The sequence below is a fragment of the Vibrio sp. 10N.222.54.E6 genome (assembly GCF_041473955.1).
GTDB lineage: Bacteria > Pseudomonadota > Gammaproteobacteria > Enterobacterales > Vibrionaceae > Vibrio > Vibrio tasmaniensis_A.
Genome location: NZ_JBFRTD010000014.1, coordinates 97,905 through 118,631, shown reverse-complemented (window position 1 = coordinate 118,631; position 20,727 = coordinate 97,905). Strand labels below are relative to the sequence as shown.

Here is a 20,727-nt window from a genome sequence, read left to right as displayed (position 1 = left end):
CGCTAGTCAATATTAGCGTCAGAAAACGGTGAGCTTCAGTAAAGATATGTAAATACCATGTCATTATTGACTCAAACGCACAGAAAGGGAGGCTTTGCCTCCCTTCTTTGTTGCACCATATAAAAAAACTAAATATTATTTGCTCATTGAGGCTGACTCATACGCCTACTCAATTTGAATCGTTAAAGGATTTACTGTGAAAAAACTGATTAGCTTAGTTTTGTTCGCAATGCTTGCGGCTCCAGCTGCCTTTGCTCAAGACCGTTATATTGCTGACAAACTATTTACTTATATGCACTCTGGCCCAAACAATACTTTCCGTATCATAGGTAGTATTGATGCCGGCGAGAAAATCACCTACCTGCAAACTAACAAGAGCACGGGTTACACTCAGGTTCAAGATAGCCGAGGACGTAAAGGTTGGGTTGAGAGTAAGTTCGTAAGCACAAAAGAAAGTATGGCGCTGCGCATGCCTAAGCTAGAGAAAGAACTCTCTGAAGTAAAAGGCAAACTGGCGAATGCTCGCCAAAGTGCTGACAGCGAAAAAGCAGGTCTCGCAAGCTCTCTAGACTCTCGCAACAAACAGATTGCTGAACTAGAGCAGAACTACAGTGAGATTAGCCAACAGCTAACGAGCTCTCAAACTGAGAACCGTCAACTACGCGCTAAGCTAGATACTCAAAAAGATGACTTACTATTGAAGTACTTCATGTACGGTGGTGGTGTTGCTGGTATTGGTCTACTTCTTGGCCTTGTTCTGCCACACATCATGCCTCGTCGTAGAAAGTCACCAAACGGCTGGGCGTAAGCCTCGCATTTGCTAGTAGGTTCAGTATCGAATATCAAAAAGGAGCACCGAGGTGCTCCTTTTTATTTGTCTGGATTTATCATTCAAGTCACAGCGCTAACATCAATCACAGTAAGTAATATCGATAGTACTAACCTTTCCACTCATACAAAGCTGGGATTTCTATTTTCTGCTGATTGAATTCAATGATTACCGATTGTGGTTTAATCTCAAGCAACTGAATACCCCGCTCGATCCATTCCCCTTGAGCAACTTCATGTCCATTCACTTTTACCCAACGCTTAGTTTCGCTACTCGAGTACATGTGAGTTTGTAAGTCTAACTTAGGTAATACACCAGACAATCTATTGCCATGTGTTTCTAAATCGATGACCTGAGAATCCATATTCCCCACAGGTCTAGAATCCATCGGTTCAGATGAAACCGACTGCTCTCCCATCATTGATTCAAGCTTCAACGCTAAATCGGGTGACAACTCGGTGAGGTCTAACCCTTTCAGTAAATCACGGTCCGATTGCAGCGTGGCATTATCATTATTCGTTCCAGGTTGAACTGACGGTTCAATAGATAATGGCTCTAAATTCGTTGCTGCTTGATTACTAGTATCTACATTTGCCAATATCGCTTTTGAGTCACTAGCGATATTACCGATGTCGGTGCCCATCTTTGCATGTATCTCTTGACGCGGTAGTGCTTTCAAAAGCTGGCTTACCGGTGCCGAGCGAACAGAGAATAATGCTTCATCGTCTGCATCCACTGACACTGCATCCACACTGGCAATGTGAGGCTCAAGGTCTGATTGAAGCTTTGATTCAGGCAGAGCTACGGGGCTAGCCGAGCCTTGCTGCTGCTGTTGATTATGCGACTGGTAAGCCAGAACGCCGCCCACCAATAAAGAAGGCACCAAGACAAGGATCAGTCCCATTGTTAACGATGAACCTCGTTTGTTGCTAATCCCTCTAGCAGAACTAGGCACGTGATGGTTTTGGTAACCTTTAAAACTAGGTTTATTATTAGAAGACTGTTTAAGCTCGTGCATAATACGTGACATTAGCTTTCGCCTCCTTCTAATGACATCAACTTAGGCGAGTCGAGTTGAGCTAATCTCTGCAACCTTGCTAAGGTGCGCTTACCTGCGATGCCATCAACAGACATACCCTGCCAAGTTTGAAACGCTTCGATTTTCATTTTCAATTCATAGTCAAATACATCACTGCCCGATACGTCTTCACCCAAGACTTCTGAAAGCAATAGATCAAGTAAAGCAACCGCCTCACCTTGATAGCCCTCTTTCAGGGTCTCTCTTAGCGGCTGTTTCCAAATCGCGACATAATCACCTTGCCAAATTTGCTTTAAGGTGCGCTTAGGCATCACCAATAGCTTTTCGTTGACTAGGAGCTCAACAGACTCCTCAGACGCGCCATAAAGTACAGCAAACACAGGTTCTTGACCTAATTCCAGATTAAGAACCACGGGAACTCCAAGTTCAATCAAATATTCTAAATTGGCTTGATGTTGCTCACATACAAATACACTTTGTTGTTCACTCAAACATAGCCAATCACGAAGCGAAGATTCATACCCCCAAAGCGTGTATAGGTCCCTAATTGCAAGCGTTTGATTATTCCCTTGCCTTAAGTGATTCTGAACATCTTGTGGTAGTGCAAACTTCGAAGCCTTGAGATCTTGAACCGATATAGATTTATCATCCAATATCGGTGCTTCAGCCACAAATGAGCGTTGAGTATTCGCCGCTACTTCCGTTTTCACTTCACTGGAAGTATCCGCAGGCATCCATGAACTAATATAGGTTGGGGCGAAGTTAAAGGTCGCGATTACAAGGCCGACACTTAATGTGGCAATCCCCGCGTATTGGATTAATTTTGGAACTACATGAGTAGCACGAGTTTTCTCGACGTGATACACATCGGCCTGAAAGGACATGACCTGCTGACAAGCTCGGTTAACCGTTTCATTACTCGGTGATTTATCACCATCATGGAAAGCCAATTGCAGCGCTTTATCACACACCAAGTTAATGAGCCTCGGAATACCATGGGTATATTGGGAGATAAGCTTGATTGAACGATTCGAAAACAACATCTGCTCACCACCAGCCGTTTCCAAACGAAACGCGATGTACTTACCCGTTTCTTCGATATTAAGAGGTAGTAAGTGATAGCGACCTGTAATCCGCTGCGCGAGTTGACGTAGCTGTGTGGTTTGTAAGTGTTGCTGTAATTCAGGTTGGCCAACCAACAGCACCTTTAATAGCTTACGACTATCGGTTTCTAAATTGGTCAGAAGGCGTAGCTGCTCCAACACATCAGCTGCAAGGTGTTGGGCCTCATCTATCACCAATAAGGTTTGAATGCCTTCAGCATGGCTATCAAGCAGGAAGTGATGAATTGCCTGACTCAGCTGTTTCAACGACGCTTGTTCAGGGTATTCGACCTCAAACTCATCGCAAATAGCTTCAAGTAGATCTGAATTGGAAAACGTAGGGTTGAGTATAAGGCCAGCTTGAGTCTGATTATCGAGTGATGACAACATCGCTTTGGCGACCGTTGTTTTTCCAGTACCCACTTCACCAGTAAGCATCGCGAAGCCCCCACCTTCGCCTAAACCGGCTTGTAGGTTCTGCATCGCTTCTTGGTGACGCTGACTCAAAAACAAATAGCGAGAATTTGGTACAATCGAAAATGGCATCTCAACGAAGCCAAAATATTCCTTATACATGTGCTGCCCTATAATTACGATTAATGGAAAGTACCATTGCTCGCAGTAAAGTCCAGCAGTGATAAAACATTTCGAGGTGATAAGTTGCAAATATACGATAGCCTACCAAAAGACAATGGGCTACAGCGCTATCTAGTCGGTGGAGCGGTACGCGATAAGCTGCTCAATATTGATAGTTATGATAGAGATTGGGTCGTGGTAGGAAGTACCCCTCAAGAGATGGAAAGCCTTGGCTTTACTGCTGTCGGGAAAGATTTCCCTGTATTCTTACATCCAAAAACCAAAGAAGAGCACGCACTGGCTCGCACTGAGAAAAAATCCGGTTCGGGTTATACAGGTTTCGAATGTTACTTTGCACCAGATGTGAGTTTGGAAGAAGATCTCATGCGTCGAGATCTAACGATCAACGCCATCGCTCAAGATGACAATGGCCAACTTTACGATCCTTACCATGGCCAAAAAGATCTCTCTGATCGTATTCTAAGGCACGTCTCGGATGCCTTTGTTGAAGATCCTCTTCGTGTGCTGCGTGTGGCTCGCTTCGCCGCCAAACTCCATCATCTCAACTTTACGGTTGCATCTGAAACCATGGTGATGATGAGTGAGATAGTGCAATCAGGTGAACTGGCACACCTCACTGCCGAACGAGTTTGGCAGGAGTGGCATAAATCTCTTAGTACTCCGCACCCTGAAGTGTTCCTTTCTATACTGAAAGAGTGTGGCGCATTAGCTGTTGTGTTGCCTGAAATTGACGCTCTATTTGGTGTGCCTCAACCTGAAAAATGGCACCCTGAGATCGACACGGGCATTCACACTCTGATGGTGGCTAAACAAGCAGCACTCTTAAGCCAGTCATTGCCAGTACGCTTTGCCGCTCAAGTACATGATTTAGGTAAAGGCGTCACGCCAGAAAGCGAGTGGCCAAGCCACAAAATGCATTGCCATACAGGCTTAAAAATCATTAAGAAGCTGTGTGAAAGAGTCAGAGTGCCCAATGAATTCAGAGACCTCGCACTGTTAGTGTGCGAACAGCATTCCAATATCCACCGTGCAGGCGAGCTAAAGCCAACCACCTTCCTCAAGGTTCTCAACAAATTCGATGTTTGGCGTAAGCCAGATAGACTCGACGATATACTGCTTTGCTGCCAGGCCGATCACGCAGGCCGAAAAGGATTAGAAGATCAGCCTTACCCTCAGAAAGCGCGTTTTGAAGTGGCTTACCAAGCAGCGCTTCAAGTCGAAGTGAAATCGATTATTGCCGATGGTTTTCAAGGTAAATATATTCGAGAAGAACAAGAAAAACGCAGAGCGGTCGCAATTGAAAGGGCCCTATCTGAACTCGCTGATAATTAAGCATTAGAAGATTGATAAACACGTATCAAAAAACCCGCTATTAGGCGGGTTTTTCCGTTTCAATCTGTAGGACCATACATGTGTCTTCGTAAGTCGAGCGCTACTGCATCATCAAGAAAGCGAATAGACCAAAACCTAAAATCAAGCGGTAAATAACAAACGGCGTCATACCCATACGAGAGATAAGCTTCAAGAAGAAGTGAATACAGATATAAGCACTAATGAAAGAAACCACGATTCCCGTTAGCAAAGTACCAACATGGATTGGATCACCACTGGTCACTAACTTCAGGCCCAAATAACCACCAGCCAGAGTGATGATTGGGATAGACATCAAGAAAGAGAATCGAGCCGCCGCTTCACGTGTGAAACCAAGGTAAAGTGCTGCGGTAATCGTTGCGCCAGAGCGAGACGTACCTGGGATGATCGCCATTGCTTGAGCAAGACCAATAAACAGCGCCTTTTTCCAACCCGCTTGGTATTCGTCATCACGCAGGCTTGAGTTCTTATCCACCCACCATAGCAACAGACCAAAGATAATGGTGGTCGTCGCTATCCCCCATGCACTGCGCAAGTAAAGCTCAACAATATCTTTCATCAACAAACCAAAGATACACGCAGGAATCGTCGCGAGAATGATCATCCACGCTAACTTCGCTTCTTTACTGCGATCGCCTTTAAACACTGAACCAAAGAATGCGCTCAACAGAGAGACCACTTCTTTACGGAAATAGATAACCACGGCTGCCAAAGTACCGACATGGACAGCCACATCAAAAGCCAAGCCTTGATCTTCCCAACCTAAAACAGCAGAAGGAAGGATTAAGTGTGCAGAACTGGAAATAGGTAAAAACTCAGTAAAGCCTTGCACCAACGCCAACATAAACGCTTCAAAATAACTCATTACTTGCCTTCAAATTATAGTTTCATATCTACAACAGAGAGTGTGTCTAATTGCTGCATATTCTGCCATATTTCACTGACGGTTCTTCCATCTTGCGGGATCACTCTCGCAGGACAGAGATCATAAAGTGGTTGTGTTACAAAAGAATATTTATAGATATCACTGCGTGGTAATTCTGGCTCGCTCTCAGAAACCACCTCTCCAAACAGCACAATATCAAGATCGAGCTTTCGATCTTGAAGCTTATGGGCATCTTGAGGGCGACCCCATTTAAACTCAATTTCACGGAGGTGCTGTGAAAATTCAGTCAATGAGAGTGATGTATCGATCTCAACCACAAAGTTATAAAACGAGTGGCTTTTAAACCCCACAGGCTCACAGTGATAGATCTTAGAGCATTTAAGGTTAGTCCCTAATGATTGAAGCTCTGTCCATGCCACCCTTGCATGCTTGTCGCGGTCTATGTTCGTGCCAACACCAACATAGGCTATTGTCATGCTTGACCTCTTTCGATGATCACACCCACGGCTTTTGCTTGTGGTACTGCGCCAGGCTTCGCTAGACGAATTTTAATCCAAGGCACTGAGAACTGAGTCATAATCAATTCAGCGACTTCTTCTGCCACACGCTCAACCAATAGGAATCGGCCATTCGCAATGTGGTCAAGTACGGCAGTGCTGACTGTCGAGTAATCCAAAGCATCGACAACATCATCACTCTTACCTGCTGGGCGATTGTCATGAGCCATTTCAATATCAAGCACAAGTTTTTGTTTAATCTCTTGTTCCCAATCGTAAACACCGATCGTTGTAATTACTTCTAGCTGTTCAATGAAAACTTTATCCAGTGCCATGACTTGTCCTTTTAGAGGTCGGATACCCATACCGGGGAAAAAAACGTATTATTTGCGTAATTCCAGATATGATATCAATTACTCTTAGATTGAGCATTATTTTCCCATCGTTAGGCTTATAACTGTTTAAGGAAAAACATGACCCCATTGGCACTCATCATGATTATTGCTGCCTATTTACTAGGTTCAATCTCTAGTGCGGTCTTGATATGCCGAGTCTTAAGACTTCCTGACCCAAGAACTGTGGGGTCCAATAACCCCGGAGCCACCAATGTGCTTCGCGTGGGTGGCAAAGGCGCCGCTGCGGCCGTCCTGCTTTGTGACATGCTTAAAGGCACCATTCCTGTTTGGCTTGGCTACTACCTCAAGATCGATCCCATCATTTTAGGTGTTGTGGCGATCGCAGCCTGCCTTGGTCATATGTATCCAATATTCTTCCACTTTAAAGGTGGTAAAGGCGTCGCAACCGCACTCGGAGCTATCGCCCCAATTGGATTCGATCTAACGGGCATGATCATGGCGACCTGGTTAGTTGTGGCATTTTTGTTTCGTTATTCTTCTTTAGCTGCACTGGTTACTGTGTTGCTCGCACCTTTCTACGCTTGGTTAGTCAAACCTCAATACACACTGCCTGTGGCCATGTTGTGTTGTTTGATCGTCCTACGTCACCATCAGAATATCCGCCGCCTACTCGATGGCAGCGAACCAAAACTCGGGCAAAAAAAATCGGCTTAAACTGTCATGTCTAAGCCGATCCATTTTTAAATTGAGATACGTTTAAACCAACGTAAATCTCTGTCGAGCAATACTATTCAATATCTAAAGCTTACAGCAGATGTTTATCTAAAAACGTCTTCAGCATTGTGTTCACAAACTCTGGTTGCTCTAGCGAACTAATATGACCAGCATCAGGAATCACCACTAACTCACTGCCCGTAATACAATCGTTCATTAGGTATGACTCAAGTGCCGGACGTGGTTTGTCTTCTTGCCCTACAGCGATCAAAACTGGCAGTGCAAAGCTCTCTACTGCTTCAATCATATCGCGACGTCCAAAGACCATTCGACCGATTCGAGCCACTTCTTCAGCGTTCTCACCCTTAAGAGCCGATAATTTCTGAGTAAAGCCTTCCACTAAAGTTGGCGTGTTTGTTTGAGCATCATTTGCAAAGAACAATGGAACAACCGCTTCAACAATCGGTTGAGGAACCATCTTGGTTTGAGTAATGGTGTCTAACATGCTGAAGTATTTAGCATGAGCAACTTCTGGTTCTAAACCAACAAAGGTATCCATTAGAACTAAAGATTTAATACGTGCAGGTGCAAGTTCCGCTAACTCGGTTCCCCACATACCGCCAACCGATAAACCTACTACGGAAAATTCTTCGATTTCTAAATGATCAAGTAGATCCAAAATGTGTTGAGCGTAATCTTTTAAGTTGCGCATCGAGCTCGGCGCGGCTTGTGATTCACCATGAGACCAAAGCTCTGGAACAATACAGCGATACTGAGCTTTTAGAGCCTCGATCTGTGGCTGCCACATTGCACTGTCCCAAAGGTAGCTGTGGCCTAATACAACAACAGGGCCTTGACCTTCATCTAGGTACGCCATCGATTGATTGTCTACTGTGAACTTGTTCATTTTCTTCCCTAATCTCTATCAGCAATTATTTATCGACATACAGTCGGTAAGCTAGGATATAAAAACGGCCGCACTCAGCGACCGTTTATCGAAATACTATGGTTTATTTGGCGATTGGTTATGATTAAACAATCGGCTCTAGCTGGTCAATTGGCCAACGCGGTGTGGCATGGACAGATAAATCAGCCGTTTCACCATTCTTCAGGCGCTGCATGCCCGCATAAGCGATCATCGCACCGTTATCTGTACAGAACTCAGTGCGTGGGTAGTACACCTCCCCACCGATTTTCTTGGCTAATGCTTCAAGCTCAACTCGTAGTTGTTTGTTGGCACTCACACCGCCAGCAATCACGATACGTTTCATACCCGTCTCTACCAACGCACGCTTACACTTGATTACCAAGGTCGCACAAACCGCTTCTTGGAACGCATAAGCGATGTCAGCACGAGTTTGGTCATCATTGTCATTAGCACGAATGGTATTTGCCGCGAACGTTTTCAAGCCCGAAAAGCTCATATCTAGACCCGGACGATCGGTCATTGGACGTGGGAACTTAAAACGACCTGGCGTGCCTTTTTCTGCGAGTCGAGATAGCAGTGGACCACCTGGGTAATCTAAGCCCATTAGCTTCGCGGTTTTATCAAACGCTTCACCCGCCGCATCATCAATCGATTCACCAAGAATTCGGTATTCACCAATGCCTTTCACTTCTACCATCATGGTATGACCGCCAGACACCAGCAGAGCAACAAATGGGAATGGTGGAGGATTATCTTCTAGCATTGGCGCAAGAAGGTGACCTTCCATATGGTGCACTGGCACAGCAGGCACGCCCCACGCATAGGCAATACTGCGACCAATCGTTGCGCCCACAAGCAATGCACCAACCAAACCAGGGCCAGCCGTGTAAGCCACGCCATCAATATCTTTCGACGTTAGGTTCGCTTCTGCCAATGCCGCTTTAATCAGTGGAATGGTTTTTTTTACGTGGTCACGCGACGCTAGCTCAGGTACCACACCACCGTAATCGGCGTGCAGCTTTACTTGGCTGTATAACTGATGAGAAAGCAGCCCTTGCTCATCATCATAAATTGCGATTCCTGTTTCATCACAAGAGGTTTCAATACCAATAATGCGCATAATTTTCTCGGCACGCTTTCGTCTAAAATGGGAAATTAGCGCAATATTACCCTGCCTAAGCTCTTCAAACAAATATTGTACAGACTATAATCGACAAAGTGCTTTACAAAGCCACTGTGATCGGATTAAAATTCCGCACCATTTTTGATCAAGCTGGTTAATGACCAAACGCGAATAGAGAGTTAGCTCGATGGGTAACTTCTCTGATTTGGTACTGAATAACCAGCGATAATGAATAACCCCTGAGGTGAAAGGCATATGCCAATAGTTAAAGTACGTGAAAACGAACCGTTCGACGTTGCACTACGTCGTTTCAAGCGCTCTTGTGAAAAAGCAGGTATCCTTTCTGAAGTGCGTCGTCGTGAGCATTACGAAAAGCCAACTACAGTTCGCAAACGCGCTAAAGCAGCAGCTCAAAAGCGTCACGCTAAAAAGCTAGCTCGCGAAAACGCACGTCGCGTTCGTCTGTACTAATAACTTAATCCATAAGGACTGAGTTATGGCTCTTATTGAACAACTCAAAGAAGAGCAAAAATTAGCGATGAAAGCCAAGGACAAACCGCGCCTTGGCACTATCCGCTTAGCTCTTTCAGCAATTAAGCAACGTGAAGTTGACGAACGGATCACTCTGAACGACGACGACATTATTGCTATATTAGTTAAAATGGTTAAGCAACGTCGCGATTCTGTTGCTCAATATGAATCGGCAAATCGGCAAGATCTTGCTGACGTGGAAAAAGCAGAAATTACGGTACTTGAAGGCTTTATGCCTCAACCGCTAACTGAAGAAGAAGTTATTGCACTACTTGATAGCGCAATTGCAGAAGCTCAACCTGCGGGCATGCAAGACATGGGTAAAGTAATGGCTATCTTGAAACCACAAATTCAAGGGCGTGCAGATATGGGTAAAGTTAGTGGTTTAGTTCGTTCTAAACTCGCTTAATCCCAAATCAAATTGCAACAAGCCGTGCAATCCTTCGGAACGCACGGCTTGTTTGTATCTGTAACCTATTCAAACTATTATTATCCACACTCTCAGTTAGTGCATTTTTCTAAGGTTTTATGGCAGGACACATCCCGCGTAGTTTCATCGATGATCTCCTAGCGCGTCTCGACATTGTCGATATTGTGGACGCACGCGTGAAACTTAAGAAAAAAGGCAAAAACTATGGTGCTTGTTGCCCATTTCACAACGAAAAGACCCCTTCTTTCAGCGTAAGCCAAGAAAAACAGTTTTATCACTGCTTTGGTTGTGGCGTACACGGCAATGCTATCGACTTCATTATGGAGTTCGAACGTCTCGATTTTGTTGAAGCGATTGAAGAGCTGGCCTCATTTTTAGGACTTGATGTTCCTAGAGAACAGCGCAGCGGTGAAATATCTACGGCGCCAAGAGCCAACAGCGAACAAAAACGTAACCTCTACGATTTGATGGGCGGCATCAGTAATTTTTACCGCTCTCAGCTGAAAATTTCAGCTAACAAACCTGCGATTGATTACCTAAAAAATCGCGGTCTTTCTGGTGAAATCGTACAGAAGTTTGGCATTGGCTACGTCGCTGATGAATGGGACTTGGTTCGTAAGAACTTTGGCCAACAAAAAGAAGCCCAAGACATGCTCGTTACTGGCGGCATGTTGATAGAAAACGATAAAGGCAACCGATACGATCGATTCCGTGGACGCGTGATGTTCCCGATTCGTGACCGTCGAGGCCGAGTGATCGGGTTTGGTGGTCGTGTCTTAGAAGACGGCACACCGAAATACCTGAACTCACCAGAAACGCCTATCTTCCATAAAGGCAAAGAGCTTTACGGCCTTTATGAAGTGCTGCAAGCCTACCGTGAACCGCCGCAAATACTTGTGGTTGAAGGTTACATGGATGTCGTGGCATTAGCGCAATATGGTGTTGATTACTCAGTGGCATCACTGGGCACCTCGACAACCGGTGACCACGTTCAAATGTTGTTCCGCCAAACCAGCACAGTGGTTTGTTGTTACGACGGTGACCGAGCAGGTAAAGAAGCGGCGTGGCGCGCACTCGAAAATGCGCTTGAATACCTGAAAACAGGTAACACGCTCAAGTTTCTGTTCTTGCCAGACGGTGAAGACCCAGACAGCTATATTAGAGAACACGGTCAGGCTGCTTTCGAACAGCTCGTCCACAATGCGACACCGCTTTCTACTTACTTGTTCGATAATCTTATTGAGATACACAAGTTGAACTTGGGAACAACGGAAGGGAAGTCGGCACTGCGAGCACACGCAAGCGCCTTGATTAACAAAATCCCTGACAGTTATTTCCAAGAACTGCTCGAGAAATTATTGGATGAGCGTACTGGTTTTGATAACCAACTGAGACGAGCTCGTGTTCATACTAAGAACCCGACACCTCAACCGCATAAAGAACTGAAACGCACTCCAATGCGAGAAGTTATCGCTTTGCTTATCCAAAATCCGAGCTATGCTGATATGGTACCGGATTTATCAAGTGTCAAAGGCTTACAGTTGCCTGGACTAAGTTTATTCGTCGAAGTACTTGATAAATGCCACGCGCATCCCCATATCAACACAGGCCAATTATTAGAGCATTGGCGACACAATAAACATGAGGCGCTTCTGTCTCGTCTCGCGAGCTGGGAAATCCCCCTCGACGAAGACAATCAAGAAGACATATTTTTAGACTCATTGGACAATATCCTTGCCCAGTGCGTTGAAAAACAAATTGAAAACCTGCAGGCCAAAGCAAGAAGTGTCGGTTTATCAGCCGAAGAAAAAAGGGAGCTACTAGCTTTAATGCTAGATCTAAAAGCGTAACCCTGTTTGATTAGTCAGCATTTAATAAATTTGTTAACATAATTGGTTTGCATTTGAGAATGCAACGTCCTTCACCAGACCTGAAGTTGGATATCATCTATGGATCAAAATCCGCAGTCACAGCTAAAATTACTTGTTATTAAAGGCAAGGAACAAGGCTATCTGACCTACGCCGAAGTAAACGACCACCTACCTGCAGAAATCGTGGATTCTGAACAGGTAGAAGACATCATTCAAATGATCAATGACATGGGTATCAAGGTAGTAGAAACTGCACCTGACGCTGATGATCTAGCACTTAATGATGACGATGCCAATATAGATGAAGATGCAGCTGAAGCTGCTGCTGCTGCGCTGTCAAGCGTAGAAAGCGAGATTGGCCGTACAACTGACCCAGTTCGTATGTACATGCGTGAAATGGGTACAGTTGAACTACTGACTCGTGAAGGCGAAATCGACATTGCGAAGCGTATTGAAGATGGTATCAATACTGTTCAATTATCTGTAGCTGAGTACCCAGGCACTATTCCATACATCTTGGAACAGTTTGACCGCGTACTCGCTGAAGAGATTCGTTTAACAGATCTAATCAATGGCTTTGTTGACCCAGACGACGATGGCACAGCTGCGCCAACGGCGACTCACATCGGTTCAGAACTTGCTAAAACTGATCTAGAAGACGAAGACAAAGAAGAAGCAGAAGACGACGAGGAAGAAGAAGAGGAAGATACAGGTATTGATCCTGAGCTTGCTCTTGAGAAGTTCACAGCACTTCGCACTAGCTACCAAAACCGTCAACTCGCAATCAATGAATACGGCCATGAAAGTCCGAAAGCCACACTTGCAACGACAATGATGCAAGACGTATTCAAAGAGTTCCGTCTAACGCCAAAACAGTTCGATTACCTAGTAAACGAACTGCGTACTTCAATGGATCGCGTACGTACTCAAGAACGCCTAATCATGCGTCAAACGGTTGAGTACGGCAAAATGCCGAAGAAATCTTTCATTGCTCTATTTACTGGTAATGAATCTAGCGAAGCATGGTTGGACGAAGTTCTTGCTTCAGACAAACCATACGCTGAAAAGATCAAACGTAACGAACACGACATCCGTCGTTCTATCCAAAAGCTGGATATAATCGAACGTGAAACGTCTCTTACTGTTCAAAGCATTAAAGATATCAGCCGTCGTATGTCTATCGGTGAAGCGAAAGCTCGTCGTGCTAAGAAAGAGATGGTTGAAGCGAACTTACGTCTAGTAATCTCGATTGCTAAGAAGTACACAAACCGTGGTCTACAATTCCTGGATCTAATCCAAGAAGGTAACATAGGTCTGATGAAAGCAGTAGATAAGTTTGAATACCGTCGTGGTTACAAGTTCTCTACTTACGCTACGTGGTGGATCCGTCAAGCAATCACTCGTTCGATTGCCGACCAAGCTCGTACTATCCGTATTCCGGTTCACATGATCGAAACGATCAACAAACTAAACCGTATCTCTCGTCAAATGCTACAAGAGATGGGTCGTGAACCACTTCCGGAAGAGTTGGCTGAGCGCATGCAAATGCCTGAAGACAAGATCCGTAAAGTACTGAAAATCGCTAAAGAGCCTATCTCAATGGAGACACCAATCGGTGACGACGAAGATTCGCACCTAGGTGATTTCATCGAGGATACAACGCTAGAACTGCCTTTAGACTCTGCAACGGCAACAAGCCTGCGCGGCGCAACTAAAGACGTTCTTGCAGGCCTAACGCCTCGTGAAGCGAAAGTACTGCGTATGCGTTTCGGTATCGACATGAACACTGACCACACTCTAGAAGAAGTGGGTAAGCAGTTCGACGTTACTCGTGAACGTATCCGTCAGATCGAAGCAAAAGCACTGCGTAAACTTCGTCACCCAAGCCGCTCAGAAACTCTGCGTAGCTTCCTAGACGAGTAATTACACACTTTAGTGTGGTTAGCTTTTAAGCATAAAATAAAAAAGGTGAGCGTTGGCTCACCTTTTTTGTGCCTATATGATTTAAGTGGCTAAGATGTAAGCGGAATTGCCCCTCATAGTGTCTAGACACCAATGAATGCTTCCCCTATAATCTATGCCCTACGGCCCCTTAGCTCAGTGGTTAGAGCGCACGACTCATAATCGTTCGGTCCCCAGTTCAAATCTGGGAGGGGCCACCAAATTAGAAAAGCCAGAACAGTTCACACTGCTCTGGCTTTTTGCTTTTCTGAAGCTGTACAACTCACCGCTGTATTTCCTACAAATAACGAATTGTCCCACACGCAATTCCAATTCCCTCTCTGTGACTAAATATACTTTTCTTTTATAAAAAAATCGGCAATATGAGAGTACACAAATCATTCAATAGTTCAGGGAAGACTCATGAAAGACGAAACGCTCTCGATTCACTTCGGCTACGAAACTGATCCAACAACCAAATCAGTTGCGACCCCTATTTACCAAACCGTTGCTTACGAATTCGATGACGCACAACACGGTGCAGACCTGTTTAATCTTGCGGTACCCGGTAATATCTACACTCGCATAATGAACCCAACCAATGATGTGTTGGAAAAACGCATGGCAGCCTTAGAGGGTGGTATTGCAGGCTTAGTGGTGAGTGCGGGCAGCGCGGCGATCAACTACGCCATTCAAACGTTGGCACAAATCGGTGACAACATCGTTTCAACGCCTCAGCTTTACGGCGGTACTTACACTCTATTTGCTCACATGCTGCCAAACCAAGGGATAGAAGTTCGCTTTGCCAAAGACGACAAACCTGAAAGCTTAGCGGCACTGATTGATGAAAAAACCAAAGCGGTTTACTGCGAAAGTATCGGTAACCCCGCTGGTAATATTATCGACTTAGAACGAGTTGCTGAGCTTGCTCACGCACAAGGTGTACCTGTGATTGTCGATAACACGGTGGCGACACCTGTGTTGTGTAAACCTATCGATTTTGGTGCTGATATTGTGGTGCACTCACTCACCAAATACGTTGGTGGTCACGGAACAACATTGGGTGGCGTGATTGTCGACTCAGGCAAATTCCCATGGGCAGAGCACAAAGATCGCTTCCCAGTATTTAATCAGCCAGAACCTTCTTACCACGGTGTGGTGTACACCGAGGCTTTTGGTGAAGCCGCGTTTATTGGTCGTGCTCGAACGGTTCCACTACGTAATACAGGCGCTGCACTGTCGCCTATGAATGCCTTCATGCTAATGCAAGGTCTAGAAACGTTGTCGTTACGCATGGAGCGACACACAGAGAACGCACTAAAAGTAGCAGAGTACCTTCAGCAACATGAGAAAGTGAGTTGGGTGAGCTACGCTGGTTTACCAACGTCTGAGTTCTATCCGCTGGCTGAGAAATACATGCAAGGTAAGCCGTCTGCCATTTTATCTTTTGGCTTGAAAGATGGTTATGAAGCCGGTGTTCGTTTCTATGATGCGCTACAAATATTCAAGCGCTTGGTGAACATTGGCGATGCAAAATCTCTCGCTTGTCACCCTGCTTCTACAACACACCGTCAATTAAGCGAAGCGGAACAAAAGCAAGCAGGTGTGTCACCAGAGATGATTCGTCTCTCAGTAGGTATCGAGCACATTGACGATATCTTGGCTGACCTAGAGCAAGCACTTAGCGCTTAATGCTTAATGCTTAATGCTTAATGCTTAATGACGCTACAGCTAGCTCTAACACGAATCGTTAACTAGCAGACACAAAAAAGCCCATCACAGGATGGGCTTCTTATTATCTAATTTTCTTAGATAAGCTAACGATTACTCAACAGTAACCGCTTTCGCAAGGTTACGAGGTTGGTCAACGTCAGTACCTTTGATTAGCGCTACGTGGTAAGACAACAACTGCATCGGTACTGTGTAGTAGATAGGTGCTGTTACTTCACTTACGTGAGGCATCTTGATGATCTTCATGTTCTCATCGCTTTCAAAGCCTGCATCTTCATCTGCGAATACGTAAAGTAGACCGCCACGAGCACGTACTTCTTCAACGTTTGATTTCAGTTTCTCTAGCAAGTCGTTGCTTGGTGCAATAACGACGACTGGCATATCTGCATCGATAAGAGCCAAAGGACCGTGCTTAAGCTCACCAGCCGCGTATGCTTCTGCGTGGATGTAAGAGATCTCTTTCAGTTTAAGAGACGCTTCCATCGCGATTGGGTAGAACTCACCACGACCCAAGAATAGTGTGTGGTGCTTATCTGCAAAATCAGGTGCTAGCTCTTCGATCTCTTTATCAAACGCTAATGCTTTTTCAATATCAGCAGGCAGTTGATGCAGTGCTTGAACGATCTCAGCTTCTTTCTCTTCATTGATGCGACCTTGTAGACGACCAATTGACGTTACCATCATCAGCATAGCCGCTAGCTGTGTCGTGAAGGCTTTAGTTGAAGCAACGCCGATCTCAGTTCCTGCGCGAGTCATGAAGGCAAAATCAGATTCACGAACTAGCGAAGAACCCGCAACGTTACAGATAGTCATTGCCGACATGTAACCTTTTTCTTTTGCAAGACGAAGTGCAGCAAGCGTATCCGCCGTTTCACCAGACTGAGACAGAGTCACCAATAGGCTGTTCGGGCGAACAACGAAATCACGGTAACGGAATTCAGAGGCAATCTCTACGTCACAGCTTACGCCTGCTAGAGACTCAAACCAGTAACGAGCTGCCATGCCTGAGTTGTAAGACGTACCACATGCGATGATCTGCACGTGTTCTACCTTGCTTAGGATCTCTTCCGCTTTAACACCGATTGCATTAGTGATTACAGAAGTGTCAGAGATACGACCTTCCATTGTGTTGATCAGCGCTGTTGGCTGCTCAAAGATCTCTTTCTGCATGAAGTGACGGTATTGACCTTTATCACCTGCATCGTGTTCTGCGTTTGATTCAACGATTTCACGCCCTACACGCTCGCCCGCTACATCAAATACTGTTACATCACGACGAGTCACCTCAGCAACATCACCCTCTTCTAAGTACATGAAGCGACGAGTTACGCTTAATAGCGCTAGTTGGTCAGAAGCAAGGAAGTTCTCGCCCACACCAAAACCGATAACGATTGGGCTACCAGAACGAGCAACAACGATACGGCTAGGATCTTTACGATCAACCGCCACCGTGCCGTATGCACCGTCTAATTGTTTTGCTGTTTTTTGCAGAGCTTCAACCAAAGAAGCTGACGTGCGAAGTTCCCACTCAACAAGATGAGCGATAACTTCAGTATCCGTTTGTGAAGTAAACACATAACCACGCTCTTGAAGAAGAGCACGCAGTGCTTCGTGGTTTTCGATAATACCATTGTGTACAACAGCAATATCACCAGACATGTGTGGGTGTGCGTTTGCTTCAGAAGGCTCACCGTGTGTCGCCCAACGTGTATGAGCTATACCAGTACCGCCAATAACATGTTGTTGATCGACTGCGTCTGCTAGCTCTTGTACTTTACCAAGGCGGCGTACACGAGTTAGGTTAGATTCGCTATCAACTACAGCGACACCCGCTGAATCGTAGCCTCGGTATTCTAGGCGGCGAAGGCCTTCTACTAAAATTTCGGCTACATCACGCTGTGCTACTGCACCAACAATTCCACACATAGTTTCACTCCATCAATTTTGTTTTATTCCTATTGGCAGCAAGCAAAGGCCATATCTTTATTAAGATTAATTATAGGAAGGTAAATGCATAATATTTAAATTTGTTTTTACGCTGGATCAGTCAAGATCACACGAACATCATGTGATTCGATACTTGCTTGAGATTCTTTGCTCAAATCTGTATCGGTAATCAAAATGTCGATGTGGTTCCAAGCCAACTCTAAATTGGGGATCTTTCGCCCCACCTTTTCCGACTCAACCATCACGATCACTTCTCGTGACACTTCAGCCATTACTTTACTTAGACCAACCAATTCATTGAACGTGGTCGTGCCTCTATCAAGGTCGATACCATCAGCCCCAATAAATAGTTGATCAAAATCGTAAGCACGAAGTACTGACTCTGCGACTTTGCCTTGGAAAGAATCCGAATGGGTATCCCAAGTGCCACCGGTCATTAGCAGTGTTGGTTCGCTTTCCAACTCATTAAGTGCATTAGCAACGTGCAACGAGTTGGTCATCACAACCAAACCACGCTTGCTATTGAGCTGCTGAATTAGCGCCCCTGTCGTGCTACCGCTATCGATCACAATGCGATTATGGTCGCGAATTAAATCTGCCGCGGCTTTCGCTAATGAAATCTTTCGAGTCGAAACTTGTGGACCCAGCTCTTCGTTCACAACCTCTTTCGGTAATGAAATCGCACCACCATAACGGCGCAAAAGCTGACCGTTTTTCTCTAAAGACGCCAAGTCCTTTCTAATCGTGACCTCTGAGGTTTCGAACTTAGCGGATAATTCATCAACACTAACCTCCCCTTTTTCATTCACTAGGTTAGAAATTGCATGTCTTCTGAGCTGGGTGTTTCGTTTCGACATTTAAAAAAGGCCATTAAGTTTCGATGTGAAACATATTATAGTTACAACGAAACTATTTAGTCCATTTATTTTGATCCAAAAAATTAATAAATAGCGATAAAACCTTGTCCTAAGACAATTGTTAAGCAGTGATATTGAACTCATTAGGTGGTAGAATCCGCACCCGAAAAGAAAAAAAATTACAAAACTGACTGTTATTTTTTTGCAACTTACCTCCTATATAGTGGGGTAAGTCACAGAAAACCGATATTGAATCAAAATCTTTTGGTCATAAAATGACTAAAATTGATGAAAGACTTACAACTCTGAAGGACATATTGGAAGTCCCGCGCTTTTACACAACAGGCACAAAATGTTGATGTAGCGGACCAATCTTCAGAACTTAAATAAATTTCAAATTGTAACAATACTTACCGGAGAGTACCTTCCATGAAAAAGACCAAAATCGTATGTACGATTGGCCCTAAAACTGAATCTGTAGAGAAGCTAACTGAACTAGTAGATGCTGGCATGAACGTTATGCGTCTTAACTTCTCTCACGGTGATTTCGCAGAGCACGGCACTCGTATCGCGAACTTCCGTAAAGTAATGGAAAATAATGGTGAGCAACTTGCGATCCTTCTAGATACTAAAGGTCCAGAAATCCGTACTATCAAACTTGAAGATGGTAACGACGTAGATCTAGTAGCTGGTCAAGAGTTCACTTTCACAACTGACGCAACAGTTGTTGGTAACAAAGACGTAGTAGCAGTAACTTACCTAGGTTTCGCTAAGGACCTAACAGCAGGTAACACTATCCTTGTTGATGATGGCCTAATCGAAATGGAAGTTATCGCAACAACAGAAACTGAAGTTAAGTGTAAAGTTCTTAACAACGGTGCTCTAGGCGAAAACAAAGGTGTTAACCTTCCTGGCGTTTCTGTTCAACTTCCAGCTCTTTCTGAGAAAGACAAAGCTGACCTTAAGTTTGGTTGTGAGCAAGGCGTTGATTTCGTAGCTGCTTCTTTCATTCGTAAAGAAGACGACGTTAAAGAAATCCGTGAGCTTCTAAACGCTAATGGCGGCGAGAACATCCACATCATTTCTAAGATTGAAAACCAAGAAGGTGTAGATAACTTCGATTCAATCCTTGAAGCTTCTGACGGCATCATGGTTGCTCGTGGTGACCTAGGTGTTGAAATCCCAGCTGAAGAAGTAATCTTCGCTCAGAAGATGATGATCGAGAAGTGTAACCGCGCACGTAAGATGGTTATCACTGCAACTCAAATGCTTGACTCGATGATCAGCAACCCACGTCCAACTCGTGCAGAAGCGGGTGACGTTGCGAACGCAATCATGGATGGTACTGATGCAGTAATGCTTTCTGGTGAAACTGCTAAAGGTAAGTACCCAGTTGAAGCTGTTACTATCATGGCTCAAATCGCGAACCGTACTGATTCAGCTCTTAAAGCTGAGCTAGGTTCTCGTCTAGACAGCCCACGTCTACGCATCACTGAAGCAGTATGTAAAGGCGCTGTAGACACAGCAGAGAAGCTAGCTGCTCCTCTAATCGTTGTTGCAACTGAAGGCGGTAAGTCTGCACGTTCAGTACGTAAGTACTTCCCAACTGCAAACATCCTTGCTCTAACAACTAACGAAAAGACAGCTGCACAGCTAGTTCTTACTAAAGGTGTTAAGCCAGTTCTTGTTGACTCTATCGAGAACACAGACGCGTTCTACATCAACGGTAAAGAAATCGCTCTACAATCTGGCCTAGGTAACAAAGGCGACATCGTAGTTATGGTTTCTGGTGCTCTAGTCGCTTCTGGTACTACAAACACAGCATCTGTTCACGTTCTATAAGAATGAACCGATTCGCATAAAATATAAAAGAGGGCTTCGGCCCTCTTTTTTTATGAAACAAAATCTTGCCTAACTTTTCAGTACGCTGTATTATCAATCACATTAGAACTACGTACTGTTAAACTCCAATAAAC

The 20,727-nt window shown here is 44.8% G+C and carries 18 protein-coding genes and 1 tRNA gene; 10 read left to right on the top strand and 9 right to left on the bottom strand.

The genetic code is table 11. The features are described 5' to 3' along the window. The first annotated feature begins 196 nt into the window (after positions 1–196). Complete coding sequence (locus tag AB4513_RS09865) at positions 197–808, top strand: TIGR04211 family SH3 domain-containing protein (RefSeq protein WP_017098289.1); 612 nt, start codon at positions 197–199, stop codon at positions 806–808. Between the two features lie 130 nt (positions 809–938). Here the strand turns inward: AB4513_RS09865 and AB4513_RS09860 are convergent, their stop codons facing one another. Continuing rightward, positions 939–1,859, bottom strand: a complete 921-nt coding sequence (locus AB4513_RS09860) for a general secretion pathway protein GspB (protein ID WP_009847788.1) — start codon at positions 1,857–1,859, stop codon at positions 939–941. Then, positions 1,859–3,547, bottom strand: coding sequence for an ExeA family protein (locus AB4513_RS09855; protein ID WP_009847789.1), 1,689 nt, complete (start codon positions 3,545–3,547; stop codon positions 1,859–1,861). The genes AB4513_RS09860 and AB4513_RS09855 overlap by 1 nt, the downstream gene beginning before the upstream one ends. A 36-nt stretch (positions 3,548–3,583) precedes the next feature. Here AB4513_RS09855 and AB4513_RS09850 point away from each other — a divergent pair, with 36 nt between their 5' ends. Further along, positions 3,584–4,900, top strand: coding sequence for a multifunctional CCA addition/repair protein (locus tag AB4513_RS09850; RefSeq protein WP_009847790.1), 1,317 nt, complete (start codon positions 3,584–3,586; stop codon positions 4,898–4,900). A gap of 100 nt (positions 4,901–5,000) precedes the next feature. Here AB4513_RS09850 and AB4513_RS09845 read toward each other — a convergent pair whose 3' ends face one another. The 3 genes from AB4513_RS09845 to folB are packed head-to-tail and all read right to left on the bottom strand — an operon-like array spanning position 5,001 to position 6,657. Continuing rightward, positions 5,001–5,804: an undecaprenyl-diphosphate phosphatase gene (locus tag AB4513_RS09845; RefSeq protein WP_009847791.1), complete on the bottom strand. Its 804-nt coding sequence runs from the start codon at positions 5,802–5,804 to the stop codon at positions 5,001–5,003. A 14-nt stretch (positions 5,805–5,818) separates the two neighbouring features. Beyond that, positions 5,819–6,301 (bottom strand): 2-amino-4-hydroxy-6-hydroxymethyldihydropteridine diphosphokinase, encoded by a 483-nt coding sequence (gene folK, locus AB4513_RS09840; RefSeq protein ID WP_009847792.1) that lies wholly within the window; start codon positions 6,299–6,301, stop codon positions 5,819–5,821. Next, positions 6,298–6,657 carry a dihydroneopterin aldolase gene (folB, locus tag AB4513_RS09835; RefSeq protein WP_004735969.1) on the bottom strand — a complete coding sequence of 120 codons (360 nt, stop codon included), beginning with the start codon at positions 6,655–6,657 and terminating at the stop codon, positions 6,298–6,300. Before folB ends, folK begins: the two co-directional genes overlap by 4 nt. Before the next feature lie 138 nt (positions 6,658–6,795). Between folB and plsY the strand changes: the two genes are divergently transcribed. Then, on the top strand, positions 6,796–7,392 hold the full coding sequence (gene plsY, locus AB4513_RS09830; RefSeq protein ID WP_009847793.1) for a glycerol-3-phosphate 1-O-acyltransferase PlsY: 597 nt from the start codon (positions 6,796–6,798) through the stop codon (positions 7,390–7,392). A gap of 91 nt (positions 7,393–7,483) precedes the next feature. On the opposite strand, the gene AB4513_RS09825 is transcribed toward plsY, so the two are convergent. Next, positions 7,484–8,299, bottom strand: a complete 816-nt coding sequence (locus AB4513_RS09825) for an alpha/beta fold hydrolase (protein WP_009847794.1) — start codon at positions 8,297–8,299, stop codon at positions 7,484–7,486. A 124-nt stretch (positions 8,300–8,423) separates the two neighbouring features. Further along, entirely contained in the window at positions 8,424–9,440 is a 1,017-nt protein-coding gene (gene tsaD, locus AB4513_RS09820) for a tRNA (adenosine(37)-N6)-threonylcarbamoyltransferase complex transferase subunit TsaD (RefSeq protein ID WP_009847795.1), read from the bottom strand. A 258-nt stretch (positions 9,441–9,698) separates the two neighbouring features. Here tsaD and rpsU point away from each other — a divergent pair, with 258 nt between their 5' ends. The 6 genes from rpsU (at position 9,699) to AB4513_RS09790 (ending at position 15,908) form a co-directional block, all read left to right on the top strand. Further along, positions 9,699–9,914: a 30S ribosomal protein S21 gene (gene rpsU / locus AB4513_RS09815; RefSeq protein ID WP_004396009.1), complete on the top strand. Its 216-nt coding sequence runs from the start codon at positions 9,699–9,701 to the stop codon at positions 9,912–9,914. 25 nt (positions 9,915–9,939) lie between these two features. Beyond that, positions 9,940–10,383 (top strand): GatB/YqeY domain-containing protein, encoded by a 444-nt coding sequence (locus AB4513_RS09810; protein WP_009847797.1) that lies wholly within the window; start codon positions 9,940–9,942, stop codon positions 10,381–10,383. 119 nt (positions 10,384–10,502) lie between these two features. Continuing rightward, complete coding sequence (gene dnaG / locus AB4513_RS09805; protein WP_012603181.1) at positions 10,503–12,254, top strand: DNA primase; 1,752 nt, start codon at positions 10,503–10,505, stop codon at positions 12,252–12,254. 99 nt (positions 12,255–12,353) lie between these two features. Next, positions 12,354–14,198 carry an RNA polymerase sigma factor RpoD gene (rpoD, locus tag AB4513_RS09800; protein ID WP_009847799.1) on the top strand — a complete coding sequence of 615 codons (1,845 nt, stop codon included), beginning with the start codon at positions 12,354–12,356 and terminating at the stop codon, positions 14,196–14,198. Between the two features lie 163 nt (positions 14,199–14,361). Beyond that, positions 14,362–14,437 (top strand) — tRNA-Ile (locus AB4513_RS09795). Positions 14,438–14,639: 202 nt separating this feature from the next. Beyond that, on the top strand, positions 14,640–15,908 hold the full coding sequence (locus AB4513_RS09790; protein WP_010434545.1) for an O-acetylhomoserine aminocarboxypropyltransferase/cysteine synthase family protein: 1,269 nt from the start codon (positions 14,640–14,642) through the stop codon (positions 15,906–15,908). Between the two features lie 132 nt (positions 15,909–16,040). Here the strand turns inward: AB4513_RS09790 and glmS are convergent, their stop codons facing one another. Both glmS and AB4513_RS09780 read right to left on the bottom strand, forming a co-directional pair. Next, on the bottom strand, positions 16,041–17,873 hold the full coding sequence (gene glmS, locus AB4513_RS09785; protein WP_009847802.1) for a glutamine--fructose-6-phosphate transaminase (isomerizing): 1,833 nt from the start codon (positions 17,871–17,873) through the stop codon (positions 16,041–16,043). Positions 17,874–17,980: 107 nt separating this feature from the next. Further along, positions 17,981–18,751, bottom strand: a complete 771-nt coding sequence (locus AB4513_RS09780; protein ID WP_009847803.1) for a DeoR/GlpR family DNA-binding transcription regulator — start codon at positions 18,749–18,751, stop codon at positions 17,981–17,983. Positions 18,752–19,180: 429 nt separating this feature from the next. On the opposite strand from AB4513_RS09780, the gene pykF reads away from it, so the two are divergent. Beyond that, positions 19,181–20,593, top strand: coding sequence for a pyruvate kinase PykF (pykF, locus tag AB4513_RS09775; RefSeq protein WP_009847804.1), 1,413 nt, complete (start codon positions 19,181–19,183; stop codon positions 20,591–20,593). Positions 20,594–20,727: the final 134 nt, after the last annotated feature.